The organism is Lysinibacillus sp. CD3-6, from assembly GCF_006351725.2.
Classification (GTDB): Bacteria; Bacillota; Bacilli; order Bacillales_A; family Planococcaceae; genus Lysinibacillus.
The window spans coordinates 171543-186632 of the sequence record NZ_CP085880.1 but is presented as its reverse complement, the minus strand read 5'-3'; the positions used below and the strand labels follow the sequence as shown (position 1 = coordinate 186632).

At 36.7% G+C, this 15090-nt stretch carries 14 protein-coding genes; 2 read left to right on the top strand and 12 right to left on the bottom strand.

Annotated features, from left to right (window positions below; genetic code table 11):
• Nucleotides 1–158 precede the first annotated feature (158 nt).
• The 10 genes from FH508_RS00900 to FH508_RS00855 all read right to left on the bottom strand — a co-directional run bounded on the left by FH508_RS00900 (nucleotide 159) and on the right by FH508_RS00855 (nucleotide 13278).
• The gene (locus FH508_RS00900) at nucleotides 159–2552 is read right to left on the bottom strand and encodes an S-layer homology domain-containing protein (RefSeq protein ID WP_228134319.1); all 2394 of its coding nucleotides are present in this window, start codon (nucleotides 2550–2552) and stop codon (nucleotides 159–161) included.
• Nucleotides 2553–2606: 54 nt separating this feature from the next.
• Nucleotides 2607–4316 carry an RTX toxin gene (locus tag FH508_RS00895; RefSeq protein WP_228134318.1) on the bottom strand — a complete coding sequence of 570 codons (1710 nt, stop codon included), beginning with the start codon at nucleotides 4314–4316 and terminating at the stop codon, nucleotides 2607–2609.
• A gap of 290 nt (nucleotides 4317–4606) precedes the next feature.
• Nucleotides 4607–8980, bottom strand: a complete 4374-nt coding sequence (locus FH508_RS00890) for an InlB B-repeat-containing protein (RefSeq protein WP_228134317.1) — start codon at nucleotides 8978–8980, stop codon at nucleotides 4607–4609.
• A 5-nt stretch (nucleotides 8981–8985) separates the two neighbouring features.
• Nucleotides 8986–9525, bottom strand: a complete 540-nt coding sequence (locus FH508_RS00885; protein ID WP_228134316.1) for a phage tail protein — start codon at nucleotides 9523–9525, stop codon at nucleotides 8986–8988.
• A gap of 12 nt (nucleotides 9526–9537) precedes the next feature.
• Nucleotides 9538–10038, bottom strand: a complete 501-nt coding sequence (locus FH508_RS00880; protein WP_228134315.1) for a phage tail protein — start codon at nucleotides 10036–10038, stop codon at nucleotides 9538–9540.
• Nucleotides 10039–10053: 15 nt separating this feature from the next.
• A complete protein-coding gene (locus FH508_RS00875) occupies nucleotides 10054–10566 on the bottom strand; it encodes a phage tail protein (protein ID WP_228134314.1) in 513 nt (170 codons plus the stop codon).
• 20 nt (nucleotides 10567–10586) lie between these two features.
• The gene (locus FH508_RS00870) at nucleotides 10587–11048 is read right to left on the bottom strand and encodes a GNAT family N-acetyltransferase (protein WP_228134313.1); all 462 of its coding nucleotides are present in this window, start codon (nucleotides 11046–11048) and stop codon (nucleotides 10587–10589) included.
• Between the two features lie 20 nt (nucleotides 11049–11068).
• Nucleotides 11069–11464 (bottom strand): hypothetical protein, encoded by a 396-nt coding sequence (locus FH508_RS00865; RefSeq protein WP_228134312.1) that lies wholly within the window; start codon nucleotides 11462–11464, stop codon nucleotides 11069–11071.
• A 1-nt stretch (nucleotide 11465) separates the two neighbouring features.
• Nucleotides 11466–12602, bottom strand: coding sequence for a hypothetical protein (locus FH508_RS00860; protein ID WP_228134311.1), 1137 nt, complete (start codon nucleotides 12600–12602; stop codon nucleotides 11466–11468).
• A 268-nt stretch (nucleotides 12603–12870) separates the two neighbouring features.
• Complete coding sequence (locus FH508_RS00855) at nucleotides 12871–13278, bottom strand: helix-turn-helix transcriptional regulator (RefSeq protein ID WP_139859997.1); 408 nt, start codon at nucleotides 13276–13278, stop codon at nucleotides 12871–12873.
• 67 nt (nucleotides 13279–13345) lie between these two features.
• On the opposite strand from FH508_RS00855, the gene FH508_RS00850 reads away from it, so the two are divergent.
• Both FH508_RS00850 and FH508_RS00845 read left to right on the top strand, forming a co-directional pair.
• Nucleotides 13346–13501 (top strand): hypothetical protein, encoded by a 156-nt coding sequence (locus tag FH508_RS00850; protein ID WP_228134310.1) that lies wholly within the window; start codon nucleotides 13346–13348, stop codon nucleotides 13499–13501.
• Nucleotides 13491–13646 carry a hypothetical protein gene (locus FH508_RS00845; protein WP_228134309.1) on the top strand — a complete coding sequence of 52 codons (156 nt, stop codon included), beginning with the start codon at nucleotides 13491–13493 and terminating at the stop codon, nucleotides 13644–13646. The genes FH508_RS00850 and FH508_RS00845 overlap by 11 nt, the downstream gene beginning before the upstream one ends.
• A 54-nt stretch (nucleotides 13647–13700) precedes the next feature.
• Here the strand turns inward: FH508_RS00845 and FH508_RS00840 are convergent, their stop codons facing one another.
• Nucleotides 13701–14423: an amino acid ABC transporter ATP-binding protein gene (locus FH508_RS00840; RefSeq protein WP_139859995.1), complete on the bottom strand. Its 723-nt coding sequence runs from the start codon at nucleotides 14421–14423 to the stop codon at nucleotides 13701–13703.
• On the bottom strand, nucleotides 14416–15075 hold the full coding sequence (locus tag FH508_RS00835) for an amino acid ABC transporter permease (protein ID WP_139859993.1): 660 nt from the start codon (nucleotides 15073–15075) through the stop codon (nucleotides 14416–14418). Before FH508_RS00835 ends, FH508_RS00840 begins: the two co-directional genes overlap by 8 nt.
• Between the last annotated feature and the right edge of the window lie 15 nt (nucleotides 15076–15090).

The following is a 15090-nucleotide window of genomic DNA, read 5'->3' as shown; positions in this document are numbered from 1 at the left end:
CAGAGGCAGTGACTCTTATGGAATTGCTAATATAAGTCAATGTATCGCAACTAAACTTATGGAAAGTATCCGCAGTAGCGACCAACTACCGCACAATAAAAAAGTGTTAGATTGATGGCCATCAATCTAACACTTTTTCACTTTGGTTCTAGTACGTTTTATTTTTTTGCCGCTTCTTGAATTTCATAAAATGCCCAATGATTACTTGGCACATCATTAAATATGGGGCTATCCGTTTCTGTCGATACTTGACGCTCAAATAAGCGATTTAAAACCTTCACTGCTTGCGCACGTGTTAGATAGCCTTCAGGGTTAAATATGTCTGCTGTTACACCAGTCATAATGTCTAATGCATTGACGGTATTAATCGCTTCTCTAGCCCAATGACTATCACGCACATCTTTGAAAATGATGTCCTCTGTTAGTAGTTTACAATTGGCTGCATTTGGATTGGCCGCACACTGCTTTTCTATCCAACGAGCTGCTACTACTGCCATTTGTGCACGTGTAATGAAGCCGTTCGGATGAAAGCTTATCTCCGTAACACCTCTAAATAAACCTGTTTCCTTCACAAATTCGATCGCATCTTTTGCATCATGCTGAGCCGTATCTGTAAATGTCGCAGTAGACTCTGGAATCGTATTACCTGTTAGTTGTCGTGCAAACATACTTGCCATTTGTGCGCGAGTGACAAATGCATTCGGTCGGAATGTCCCATCTGCATAGCCTTGAATATATGGTGTATGTTTAACATCGTCTACCTGCTTTGGCAAATAGAGCATGGAGAATGTAGAAAATTTCTGCACTTCAAATTGCAAGCCTAGCATATCTTTTTGATAATCTACAATTATCCCACGTAATAACTCTTTTGTGCCATCGCTATGCTCGATATAAATAGCTAGATTATGAAGCTGTTCTTGGGATAAATCATTAGGCAAAGGTAAGGTTAATGTTACTGGGCGATTTTGCATATTGGTCTCAATTTTCATTGGACGCCCTATTAACTTACTAATTGAACTACCAGTTATATCTTGATCAATCAATTCATTTTTTGCACGCTCTTCAATTTTTATTTGCTCGTTTTGTTCATTTAAAGGTATTAGTCGGAAATATAAATTATCATTAAATGTTGCCAATGAATCTTTTGACACATCGATGTTTACATTATAAGCCTGGATAGTTAGATTTAATTGATTGTTTTTCAACAGGCTAATAATATTATTAGGTATTGATATATCAACCTGTTTTACTTTATCCTGTGAATCTGGAATAACAATACGTGCTTGATCTGATCCTGCTTCTTTTAACTTAGAAATAGTTTCCAATGCACTTTTTTCTGTTAAAATCACTTCATCTCTCATCGATCCATCTTTACTAATTATACGTTTAATTGTCGTTTTAGAGACAGCTTCTCCACTACTTGTCTCTATATTTACAGTAAAACTTTCTGTAGATTCAGAGACAGTTGTATCCCCGCTATCAATAGGGGCATTTTCCCTAGTAACCAAAATTGTATATTCCCTAGAGCTACCATCTTCAGCAGTCACTAAAATCTTTATTGTATTCATACCTGTTACTAGCTTTAGTGCTTCAGTACTTACCTTACTATTTATTGTTACAATTGCTTTATCGTCCTCCGCAATAGCTTTAATATTTATACTATCAACTATATGTGGAACTTTGGCTGTATAAGACATTGTGTTCTTATCAAATGCTGTATTGAAGTTGCCCGATGAAATCGTTAACTCCTTTAAAAAAGCATTATGACTCAGTGAAAATGCTTTTACATTAATAGTGAAGACTTTAGTTTCCACATATCCACCGATGAAAATTTTAGCAGTCAATGTAACCTTTTCATTTCCTTTGCCTGCCGACGGGCGTATAACTTCGCCATTCCCTTTAACTACCTCTGGCTTGTCAGATGACCAAGTGATTGTCGCACCATTATCCCCAATAATAGGTAGAACAAGGTTTTTCGTTACATTTTCTGGAGTATCATCTTGAGCATATTGAATAGTAAGAGCATCTTTATCAAGTTGTACTTTGTTAATAAAAATACCATTAACTTCACTGTCAAACACAGATTGTAAAGTTTCTATAGAATCAAAACCTTGACTAGGACGTACCATAATCACTTGCTGACAGACTTTATCTTGCTCTTCTATCGTTATTCGATTGAAGTTACTATAATTTAAATGATAATCATCAATAAAAATTGTCCATAGCGTAAGTGCATCTGTCGCATTGTTAACATTTATAAGATAGGATCGATTTTCGACTGCATTTAAATATACTTGTCGTAATGCACTTGTAGATGTATACCCTGTCTGTGGCCGCTCGATTAGTAATTTATTTGCCAAATAATTTTGATCTGCTATTTTAAAATTTTGAAATAATTCATTTCCTTGAGCTGAGTAATGTACTACACTCCAATCTGTAGTCATTGCTAATTTCATTTCTTCTTTATTAGTTGCGGTATTAAATGAATAAAAATCACTTTTTGCAGATACAAAAGTCACAGGCATCATAATCATTATTAAGATAGGTAGCATACATAAATTTATTACTTTTCTTTTAGAATATTGAATAAAAATCGCCCTCTCTTTCTAATAGTGACCAATTGTAGAATAATCGTCTTTAGGTAATACTATCCATTCTGATTTGTTAAAATTGGATGAACCAGATTGGAGCCTTTTATCTCTTATATAACCACCGCTACTTTCTACTATCTGGTTGATTGAATCCCTAACCCCAACCGTATCTACTACAATGCCATTACTATCTTTTAATGTCATTGACACCGTTATTTTAGAGGCATCTCTAAAAATAAAATCATCATTGAAGTATTGAGAAGTAGTAATATCAAAAAAATCATAAAAATAAGTATGGATTAATACAAAGTTTGTGTTTGGATATACTAAAGGTATATTTATTGTTTTGATACTATGTTGCTTTAAAATTAGATTATATTGCTGAATTTCTATTTTATAATTTGATAGAGGCACCATTGTTGCATTATATATTTCTAGCACATCATTATATTCTCCATTTTGCACAAAATCCGATATAAAAAGTCCTGGGGCTTCTACACTGAAAAGAAAGCTTGTTGATACTAGTCCACCTTTTCCATCATCTGCTGAAATAGTAATTACGCTTGTACCCAATGCATTTTGTGTAATTTTAAGAGACGATCCATTCAGACTAGCAGTTGCTACTCCGCTATTACTAGAACTTACAGTTAACGTTAAAGTATCGTTATCTTCGTCTGTAAACACATCACTTACTATCATCTCCCAAGGCTTCCCACCTATTGTTGCTCTTTGATTACTAATTGTTTTAGCAACCATTGGGGTATGGTTAAACGTTGGGTTAGATACAGTAACTATAAAGCTTGTAGATACTTGCCCACCTTTTCCATCATCCGCATGGACTGTAATAGTACTTATGCCTGCTGCAATCGGCAGAACAGTAATTGTTTGTCCATTAATTTGAGCTGTAGCAATAGATTCATCACTGGAATTAACATTTATCATAAGAACGTCATTGTCTGCATCTGAAAAAATACCACTACCGTCTATAGTGATGACATCATTCACTATTCCTGATTTATTACTAATTGATTGCGCAACCACGGGAGGTTGGTTCGGTGGACTAGTTACGGTAACAGCAAATGTTGTAGTTTCACTACCCCCGTTACCATCATCCGCTTTTACTGAAATTATACTTTGGCCTATGCCTACAGGTACGATAGTGATCATTGGAGAATTTAATTGAGCTGTAGCAACAGATTCATCACTGGAACTAACTTCTAACGTTAAAATATCATTATCTACATCAGCAAAAACATTACTTGCATCAACTAGAATTGGCGCATTTCCAACATGCCCAGTTTGATTATTTATTAATTGAGTAACTATTGGTATGTTATTCAACTTAGGTAAGACTTCTACTTCAAAACTACTGCTTGCTCTCCCTAACTTTCGATCATCAGCACTAATCTTTATTCGTGTCTTCCCAGGTGAAAGTACCTCAATCGTTAATAAATTTGAATTTAAATCTGCTGTTACAATACCAACAGTTTCAGTAACAGCTTTAAGTATTAACGGATCATTATCAGCATCATAAAATAACTTACTTAAATCAATAACAATTTTTTCTTGTCCTAGTGTCATTGATTGCTTTGGAATTATTTCAGAAGCTACAACAACAGGTGGATGATTACCAGAAGCTGCATAGGCTGATTTTTCTTGAACACAAAAACTAAAGATTAAAGTTAGTAAAATGGCTATCATAAGACATTCTCTTTTTCGATACAAAGTGACCCCTCCTTTTTAACAATTATGTAATGACTTATAACTCACCCCTCATTATATATCAGTACTAAAATCCTAACTACGACATATCACAATATCAAAAGTTAATTTTTCTTAACCTTTATTTGATAAAATAGAGGCTATTACATAAATTATTTTTTCTGTTATATAGTTGAAATTTACTAAACAATAAAACAGAAAACCCGAACTTTATTAAAACACTAAATTAGAGTGTTTTAATAAAGTTCGGGATGTTCATTGGCTAAAATTCTTTCATCCAGCCTTCTAATTCTTTATTTATTATGCGTATGTTTTACTGCAGCTTCTTGAATCTCATAAAATGCCCAATGATTACTTTGGACGTCTTTAAATATTGGGTTTTGATGCTCTGTTGGCGCTTGTCGTTCAAACAAGCGATTTAGTACCTTCACTGCTTGCGCACGTGTTAAATTACCATCTGGATTAAATGTGTCTGCTGTTGTTCCCGTCATAATGCCCAATGCATTGACAGTAGCAATCGCCTGAACAGCCCAATGATTATTACTAACATCTTTGAAAGTATTACCTTCTGATTTTGTTTTACAAAAATCTGCATTCGGATTGTCAACGCAATGCTTTTCTATCCAACGCGCTGCAACTGCTGCCATTTGTGCACGTGTAATAAAGCCGTTCGGATTAAAGCTTGTCTTCGTAACACCGTTAAATAAACTAGCATCCTTCACAAATTCGATTGCATCTTTTGCATCATGCTGAGCCGTATCTGTAAATGTCGCATTAGACTTTGGAATCGCATTACCAGTTAGTTGTCGTGCAAACATACTTGCCATCTGTGCGCGTGTTACAAATGCATTCGGTCGGAATGTACCATCTGCATAGCCTTGGATATAAGGTGTATGTGTAACATCGTCAGTTGTTGGTTCCTCTACATTTTCATCCTCTGGTAAATAGAGAATGCTGAAGGTAGAGAATTTTGTAACCTCAAATTGCAAACCTAGCATATCTTTTTGATAATCTACAACTTTCCCACGTAATAACTCTTTTGTACCATCGCTATGCTCAATAAAAATAGCCAGATTATTGAGTTGTTCTTGCGTTATATTTTTAGGTAATGGCAATGTTAAAGTCACTGGGCGATGCTGCATATTCGTTTCAATAGTCATTGGACGACCAATTAAATTTACTTTTTCACTTTGTAATGTTTCTTTAATTAATTCTTCTTTTAGTATTCTTTCCTCCACTTGATGTTGCTGTTCTAATGACTTGATAGGAACCAATCGGAAGTATAAATCATTACTAAAATTCGACATAGATACATTAGGAATAGAGATTATAGCATTCATAGTAGCAATTTCTAACTGTATATTTCCTGCATGAATTTGAGCTAATGAAGATTTAGGAATATCAACGACAACTTCACTAACTTTATCGTTTGCATCAGGAATAATAATACGAGCAGTATCATTACCTAGTTGTTTTGCTTTTTCAATTGTTTCCTTAGCGATATCCTCCGACATCGAAACATGATCTTTAATTACTCCATCTGGCATCGTCGTACGAATAATTGGTGTTTTCGTTAAATTCACACCATTTTCTCCGTCGACATCAACAACAATGTGTTCAGTGTTTGTTGATGGAGTAGAGCTTTCGTTACCATCATTGCTAGTAGGTGGTGATACAATGCTAACCCACTTTGCATAAATAGTAACATTTCGAGTTATAGAACTACTATTAAAGTCAAATAGTTTATCTAATGTACTGCTTGTGTACCAACCTTCAAATGTGTAGCCTGCTTTCGTTGGAGCTGACGTTGGTTTACTTACTTTTTCACCATGTGCTACCGTTTGATTTGGGACTAGACTTCCGCCATTTACTTCAAAATTAACCGTGTAAGTATCCAGTTTCCACTTCGCATAAAGTGTTGTATTCACTGTAATGACATTGTCGGTAAAATCATATTGATTTGTTCGCTCATCATCTGTATACCAGCCTTCAAATGTGTAGCCTGCTTTCGTTGGAGCTGACGTTGGTTTACTTACTTTTTCACCATGTGCTACCGTTTGACTTGATACTACACTTCCACCGCCCACTTCAAAGCTAACTGTATACTTCAGTGGTTCCCACTTCGCGTAAAGTGTCGTATTGGCTGTAATGACATTGTTGGTGAAATCATATTGTTCTGTTCCCTCATCATCTGTATACCAGCCTTCAAATGTGTAGCCTGCTTTTGTCGGGGCGGTTGGCACTGTTGCTTTTTCATCATGTGCTACCGTTTGATTTGGTACTACACTTCCACCGCCCACTTCAAAGCTAACTGTATACTTCAGTGGTTCCCACTTCGCGTAAAGTGTCGTATTGGCTGTAATGACATTGTTGGTAAAATCATATTGATTTGTACCCTCATCATCTGTATACCAGCCTTCAAATGTGTAGCCTGCTTTTGTTGGGGCTGGTGGCACTGTTGCCTTTTCGCCATGTGCTACCGTTTGATTTGGGACTGCACTTCCGCCACTCACTTCAAAACTAACAGTATACTTCAGTGATTTCCATTTCGCGTAAATTGTCGTATTCGCTGTAATGACATTGGTGCTGAAATCATATTGATTCGTACCCTCATCATCTGTATACCAGCCTTCAAATGTATAACCCGCTTTTGTTGGTACTGGTGGCACTGTTGCTTTTTCACCATGTGCTACCGTTTGACTTGATACTACACTTCCACCGCCCACTTCAAAGCTAACTGTATACTTCAGTGGTTTCCACTTCGCGTAAAGTGTCGTATTGGCTGTAATGACATTGTTGGTGAAATCATATTGTTCTGTTCCCTCATCATCTGTATACCAGCCTTCAAATGTGTATCCTGCTTTTGTTGGGGCTGGTGGCACTGTTGCTTTTTCACCATGTGCTACCGTTTGATTTGGGACTGCACTTCCGCCATTTACTTCAAAATTCACTGTGTAACCAACTGGTTCCCACTTCGCGTAAAGTGTCGTATTGGCTGTAATGACATTGTTGGTGAAATCATATTGTTCTGTTCCCTCATCATCTGTATACCAGCCTTCAAATGTGTATCCTACTTTTGTTGGTGTTGTTGGCACAGTTGCCTTTTTGCCATGTGCTACGGATTGACTTGGTACTGCACTTCCACCATTTACTTCAAAATTCACTGTGTAACCAACTGGTTCCCACTTCGCGTAAAGTGTTGTATTGGCTGTAATGACATTGTTGGTGAAATCATATTGTTCTGTTCCCTCATCATCTGTATACCAGCCTTCAAATGTGTATCCTACTTTTGTTGGTGTTGTTGGCACAGTTGCCTTTTTGCCATGTGCTACGGATTGACTTGGTACTGCACTTCCGCCATTTACTTCAAAATTCACTGTGTAACCAACTGGTTCCCACTTCGCGTAAAGTGTCGTATTAGCTGTAACGACATTGTTGGTGAAATCATATTGTTCTGTTCCCTCATCATCTGTATACCAGCCTTCAAATGTGTATCCTACTTTTGTTGGGGCTGGTGGCACTGTTGCCTTTTCGCCATGTGCTACCGTTTGATTTGGGACTGCACTTCCGCCACTCACTTCAAAACTAACAGTATACTTCAGTGATTTCCATTTCGCGTAAATTGTCGTATTCGCTGTAATGACATTGGTGCTGAAATCATATTGATTCGTCCCCTCATCATCTGTATACCAGCCTTCAAATGTATAACCCGCTTTTGTTGGTACTGGTGGCACTATCGCCTTTTCACCATGTGCTACGGTTTGACTTAGGACTAGACTTCCGCCATTTACTTCAAAATTAACCGTGTAACCAACTGGTTTCCACTTCGCATAAAGTGTTGTATTCGCTGTAATGACATTGTTGGTAAAATCATATTGATTTGTTCGCTCATCATCTGTATACCAGCCTTCAAATGTGTAGCCCACTTTTGTTGGGGCTGGTGGTTCACTTGCTTTTTCTCCGTGTGTGATGGATTGTTCTGGTACTAGACTCCCCCCATCTACATTAAAGCTGACCTTATGCTTCGCTTCTACAGGTGGTGATGTATCATAATCAATTATTGAAATGTTCCCAAAAACTGCATAGTCATCCATCATAGTTGGCGAAGAAAGAATTAGTGTAATAATATTTTCACTACCAATATCATTTATATTCTGGTTAGTAAGTAAATCACCGATGGGTAAAGAAATAGGGGTATCGAATTGATTAAATATATAGAAAGGTTTAGAAAAATCTTTTCCAATCCCTATATGTTTAGTCGGTAAAATAGATAAAGGTTGATCAAAACCTTCATTAACTACCCAATTATCCGAGCTGCCTATATTAACTTTCAAATTAGAAATATCCCCCGTAACACCCGAATCCATTGGTGTAAGGCTTAACTTTGCATTCGAATAGTCAGTGCCAGATGGTAAATAAAATTTAAGATAAGCCGTGTTTGTCTGATCGCCTGAATCATAACCACCTGCCCCAGCAAGTCCTCCTAAAATATCAACGCTATTTGGTGTACCTTGATAAACAGTCCCCGTTACAATATCAATAGGTTCAATAGGTTCAATAGCTGGAATTGCTGCCCTCGCAACTTGTATATCCAAAAATGGTTGTACAATGCTGAGCAACATTGCAACCAACATAAGTACAACATTTATCCGTTTATAGTTTCTCATCTATATCACCCTTCTTTTACTGGGTATTCACCATACAAACAAATAATAAAGTTTAATGCTACATATGGTTGCATGTTATTGTGTGGCATATTTCCTCCAGTTGTTTCAATCGCTTGCTGATGAATATTTACTTTTGTAGTTGGTGTAAATTCTTTATATAACTTCTTAGGATTCAATCCTCCTAGAGCGCCCCAAACGGCACCTTCGGGACTACTAGCTCCACCCGTTGTTTTCGTGCTCCCTTGTATTTCATGCTTATGGGCAGGCATTTGCTCACTACTTAATGACACACTTACTTCACCTACTTCTGTGGCAAATTCCCTTGTTGTAAGTCCTGTACCAGTTCCGTAATGCATTGGTGCTTTACCTCTTAAATCTGGCAACTTAAAGTCTGTTTTGCCATCGCCACCAAATCTATTACCGATAATTGAAAATAACACTTGATGCTGATTAACAAGTAATGTACTCCCATCACAAAAAGCCCAATCAATTGGTGCATAATTGCCAGCGAATATTCTAATCTCTCCTGTATAGGCTTCTGCCATTTTCGTTCCTCCCTAACCTCGTGGTGGAAAAATCCCCATTGTTGCAATACAAAACGATACGACTAGATAAGGCTGCATATTATTATGGGCCTGATTTTGGCCAGTGGCTGTCATCGCTATTGCATTCATTGCAGTATTTGGATTACTAGCAAACATATTATTACCATTCACTTTTCCCCATACGTTACTCTTTGGTGTTGCTTTATTTGTTTCATCCTCATCAGCATAAACTTCATGAGTATGATTAGGCATTTCATTTATCGTTAATGCGTGTGTGGCTTCACCACCTGTTGATGCATAGGCAATTTCGTCACTTTTATGTAACGGTACTCTACCTTGCAAATTGGGTAAGGCAAATGTTGTTTTACCATCTCCTCCGTATTTATCTCCTATCAAAGAATAAAGTGCTATGTATTGATTTACCGACAATAAGCGCCCATCACACGGTAACCAATTTTGAGGTATTCTGTCGAAACTAAAAAGTCGTACTTCTCCTACAAACGGTTCTGCCAATGTACTTCCTCCCTTTTAAGAAAAATATGGGTACAGACCTTGTGTTGCAATAATAAAATTAATAACCAATGAAGGCATGACATTTTCATGTGGCTGATTGCCACCAACTGATGACATTAAATTACTATTCATCTGGACAACATCACTCGCTATATTTGTTTGATAATTCTTTAAATCAGCTACTCCCCATACAGTATTAGCTGGTGAGCTTTCTGTTGTTTCCGCTTTTACATTATTTGCTGTAACAATATGCGTATGGGCTGGTAAATCGCCCTCTGTTAATGTTACTTTTTCCGTCCCTCCATTACTTGCAAAAGGATATTCGGGACTTTTATGTATTGGGATTCTTCCACGTAAATCAGGTAACGCAAAATTTGTTACCCCATCGCCACCATATTTATTTCCTATTAACGAAAAAAGAGCCTGGTACTCATTAACCGATAACAGTTGACCGTTACAAAGGGCCCAATTCATCGGGGCATACTTCCCACTAAACATCCGAATCTCGCCTAAATACGCTTCTGACATATCAACACTCTCCCTAACTTTTATTTCCATAACATTTTCATATAAATCTCGTCTTCTTGAATGACTTGAAACCCTAATCTTTCGTAGAGATATCTTGCTATGTTAGTTTTATGAACGTGTAATACAACTGCTTTTCTTTGTACTTTTGCCTTTTTCTGAAGTTGAACAATAATATAGGTCCCAATGCCTCTTCCCTGATATTTTGGCAATATAGCTATATCAATCAGACGATGATATTCAGGAAGTTCTTCCGTGAGAATCCTGCCGACACATTCAGCATCTTCCACAATAATCCAATGGTTTGCCCTTGGAAATTGCTGATTATACGAAACTTGTTGTGCGCGCCACTGCATTGCTAAAAAATCTGCCCTCTGTTCAACAGACCATCCCCATGAATCTACTTCTTGATGTCTTGTAGAAGCAAAAATTTCGTAGAGAAATACCTCATCTTCCTTTGTGATAGATTTAAGCTTTATTTTCATGACATATGTTCCACTTTCTTTTAGACATTCTTATTGGTCACAATGATTGATCGTACAAAGTTATGTCCTTTGTCAGGCAAGTCTTCCCAACTATCGACATACAATTGATGATCAGCTAAACATTCAGCTCGATTTTTGCTTTTTTGTGGAACGTCTAGCGCTATCGAGATTGTGCCATATGATTTTTCGCCTGGTGGGACTATATCTCGCCATGAGCAAGAGCATTCATATCCATTGGGACCTGTCGATGCTTTTATTCCCAATGCCTGTAATGTTGTGTTAGGAGGAATATTTACTGGCTTCTTGTCTTCCATATCATCGGTATTCCAGATACCCCACGCTAGCTGCGATTGAAAAACTTCAAGCTCACGGTCTGTTGCATTTGTAATCATTAGTGAAAATGTCCAAGTCGCCATTTTAGTGCGCTCCTCCTGTCGTTACTTTATTTCTCGCATTATCCATTACATCGTATAGATGCGTACGATGTAATACGGCATAATCCCATTCAGAAGCACCAATCAACGTTGTTACATTATTGTTGTCCGTTCGATAAAGAAGAATCATTTTGCTAAAAATCCAAGGTACAACGTCCATATCTTTATCACTTGGGGCTTCAAAAACTCTTTCTTTCGATTTTTTCTCAGTTTGCTGTTGTTCTGTTGTAACAGCATTTAATATATTAAACTTTGCCTTTAATTCCGCCTGTAGTTCCTGTGCCACACTTGCCTTTACCACTTTTTCATCAGAAACAGAGATCTTTTCTGTAAATTTAAAGGCCGTTTCAATGGTACTAACTTTCTCTTCCACCACTTTACTTGTAGTAGATAATCCAAACTCATCTTTCACTGTAATTTTTCCCTTTTTCGTAACAGTTTCGATTTTAGACGCATCTGCTCTTAAACTAGTCACTTCTACGGAATAATACTGTTGCACTTCACGTTGCTTTAAATAAAGACTATCAAACGTTAAATCATTGACCCCATCAAATAATCTTTTTGGAATAGTAAAGATAGGTGTTTTGAATAACGACATTTTTTCAAAATGAACACCACTAGGAATATATTGATTTAAATCAATATCTCGCACATCTTCGATTTCAACTAATGTATTAATTTTGGACCAATCTGTTTCTAGATTGTTCTTTGTATCATTTTGTCTCAATTTATCTAGCTTGTTCGAAATTCGGATATTTCGAACAAAGCTATGGCCATCATGTGGAATGTCTTTCCACTCAGCTACTTCAAAATATCCATTTGCTCGACATCTAGCTTCATTAGGATCATTATAAGGAACATTTACATATAGACTGATTACCCCGTACGGTGCTTGCGTTTCACTATTTTTATCTTTCCAAGAGCACGAAAATTCATAACCATTTGGTCCAAATGCTGATTTGGCACCAACAGCTTGAATTGTCTGTCCCGCTTTAATAGTTTGAGGTTTTTTATCCTCTTCACCATCTGTATTCCAATAGCCCCAATGTAATTGCGATTCTATTAGCTCTAAATCTCGATCTGTATCATTTGTGACATTTAAATAAAAAGTCCATGCCATCGCTACCCCTCCTAATATCAGAATTTTCAGAACAATAAATACATATTTATTTTAATTGCTATCTCTTACTACCTAATAAACGGTGTCGAATATTGTATTTTTTTAGGTCTCACTTACTGTTTTTTATTATATTATAAATTCCCTATATTCCTCTACGATATTTAAGTTAAGTTTTCTTAACCTTTCTATCTACTATCTTGTAAGAGTGCAAAAAAAATCTGCTCATGTTCTCATAGAGGAACATAAACAGATTAGTGGGATTCTTTATTTAATTAAAACGAGTAAATAACTTCCAAATCAATTCATTTCGATCATGTACATCTACCTTTTGAAAAATTAACTTTAAATGATCTTGAACGGTATAACTGGAAATACCGAGATTATGTGCAATATCTTTTGTCGGTATCCCTTTCATTATTTCAGTTATTACATCCTTTTCTCTAGGTGTAAGATGGTAAGCTGTCAGTAAAAAAGTGAGCATTTCTTTTGGAGATGCTTCATTTAATATAATCACTATTTGTTCTTGTAAATCAGCCGTCATAAGAACGGACGCTTGAATTGTTATATAACCTTTGTTTGGAATTGGCACTAATAAGGAATTATTAGTGTTCGTTCTGTTTGCCAGTAGCTTCGCACAAATAGCCTGTATCGGTTTCGGTAATTGCCAATCAACCATTCCCTCATTAAGAGAAGGGAAAAAATGAAAATAAAAAATATATTAATCGTTGGGGGTTATGGCGAGGTTGGGGGCAAAATTGCTATTACAAGACTATCCTAATAAAGTTTGGATTGCTGGTAGGGATATGCAAAAGGCTGAACAGTTTTGCATCCAACTAAATCATCTTGTTAGCCCTATGCAATTGGATGTGCCTGTAAACACTATCCTTTGTGAATTATGATGAATCATTAGTTACTGCGGAAATAGCTGCAACCGTCGCTACTGAGCTATTAGAAAAAGAGCATCCAGCTGGAACCTATCATATAGAGGAGTTATTCAAGCTTGATGCATTTATAAAACAATTTGATAATTCTTCTTCCATTTAAAGCAAAAAACCCATTTAGTCTCTAACATCTAAGAGACTAAATGGGTTTTATACATTATAAAACTTTTTCTAAAAAGTCTTTTGCTCGTTGTGTAGAAGGCGAAGAGAAAAACTCTTCTGGTGTTGCATCTTCGATAAGCTTGCCACCATCAAGGAATAAAATGCGATCTGCCACTTCACGCGCAAAGCCCATTTCATGTGTGACGATTAACATCGTCATCCCTGAATCCGCTAGGTTTTTCATAACTGCTAAAACCTCTTTAACCATTTCTGGGTCAAGAGCAGAAGTAGGTTCATCAAACAATATCACTTTTGGGTCCATCGCAAGCGCTCTAGCAATGGCTACACGTTGCTTTTGACCACCTGAAAGGCGGCTTGGATACTCATTACGTTTCTCAAAAAGACCTACTTTCGTTAGCAACTCCTCAGCATTTTTAATGGCTGTTGCCTTGTCTATCCCTTTTACATTAATAGGCGCATAAGTTAAGTTTTCTAGTACCGTTTTATGTGGGAAAAGGTGGAAATGTTGAAATACCATGCCGACTTCTTCACGTATCTTCATAATATTTGTCCCCTTATCAGTAAGGACATCTCCAGCAATTGTAATCTTTCCATTCGTCGGTTCTTCTAATAAATTTAAGCAACGTAAGAATGTAGACTTCCCAGAACCTGATGGTCCGATTATAGCGATTACTTCTTTTTCTTTTATTTCAGTTGAAATACCTTTTAGTACTTCATTTTGCCCATATGATTTGTGTAAATCTTCAATTTTAATCACTTTTTCTCATTCCTTTCTCGATTCGTTTACCAAGGAACGTCAAGACAAGCGTCATAATATAGTAGATTACCCCAGCAAATAGTAATGGTTCAAGATAACGATACGTTGAACCACCCACAATGTAGGCACGGCGCATAATATCTAGTGCACTAATAACCGTTACAACAGCTGTTTCTTTATTTAATGTAATAAATTCATTTACTAAAGACGGTAAAATATTTTTTACTGCTTGTGGAATAATAATATCTTTCATCATTTTTGCATACGGTATACCTAATGCTTGCGCCGCTTCCATTTGACCTTTATCCACGGCATTGATTCCAGCACGGATAATTTCTGAAATATAAGCACCTGAGTTTAACCCGAATGCAATGATTGCTGTTGGAATTGGTTCAATTTGAATATCTAATAATTGTGGAACTGCGTAGTAAATAATTAGTAATTGTAGTACAAGTGGTGTTCCGCGGAAAATGGACGTATAGAAATCCGCAAGCCATCGTAGCACCTTTACATTCCCAATTTTACATAATGCTAATAATATACCAACGATAAAACCGATGATCGATGCACCGATTGCAATTTGAAGTGTAACACCTATTCCTTTTAATATATAAGGAATAGAGGGAATGATTGCTGTAAAATCTAAATTCACAGCGTCCCCTCCTTT

Coding starts and splice junctions, on each gene's coding strand:
- FH508_RS00870 (WP_228134313.1), bottom strand. CDS start 11,048: ATGAAAATAAAGCTTAAATCTATCACAAAGGAAGATGAGGTATTTCTC.
- FH508_RS00860 (WP_228134311.1), bottom strand. CDS start 12,602: ATGGCATGGACTTTTTATTTAAATGTCACAAATGATACAGATCGAGAT.
- FH508_RS00890 (WP_228134317.1), bottom strand. CDS start 8,980: ATGAGAAACTATAAACGGATAAATGTTGTACTTATGTTGGTTGCAATG.
- FH508_RS00885 (WP_228134316.1), bottom strand. CDS start 9,525: ATGGCAGAAGCCTATACAGGAGAGATTAGAATATTCGCTGGCAATTAT.
- FH508_RS00865 (WP_228134312.1), bottom strand. CDS start 11,464: ATGGCGACTTGGACATTTTCACTAATGATTACAAATGCAACAGACCGT.
- FH508_RS00900 (WP_228134319.1), bottom strand. CDS start 2,552: ATGCTACCTATCTTAATAATGATTATGATGCCTGTGACTTTTGTATCT.
- FH508_RS00855 (WP_139859997.1), bottom strand. CDS start 13,278: ATGGTTGATTGGCAATTACCGAAACCGATACAGGCTATTTGTGCGAAG.
- FH508_RS00875 (WP_228134314.1), bottom strand. CDS start 10,566: ATGTCAGAAGCGTATTTAGGCGAGATTCGGATGTTTAGTGGGAAGTAT.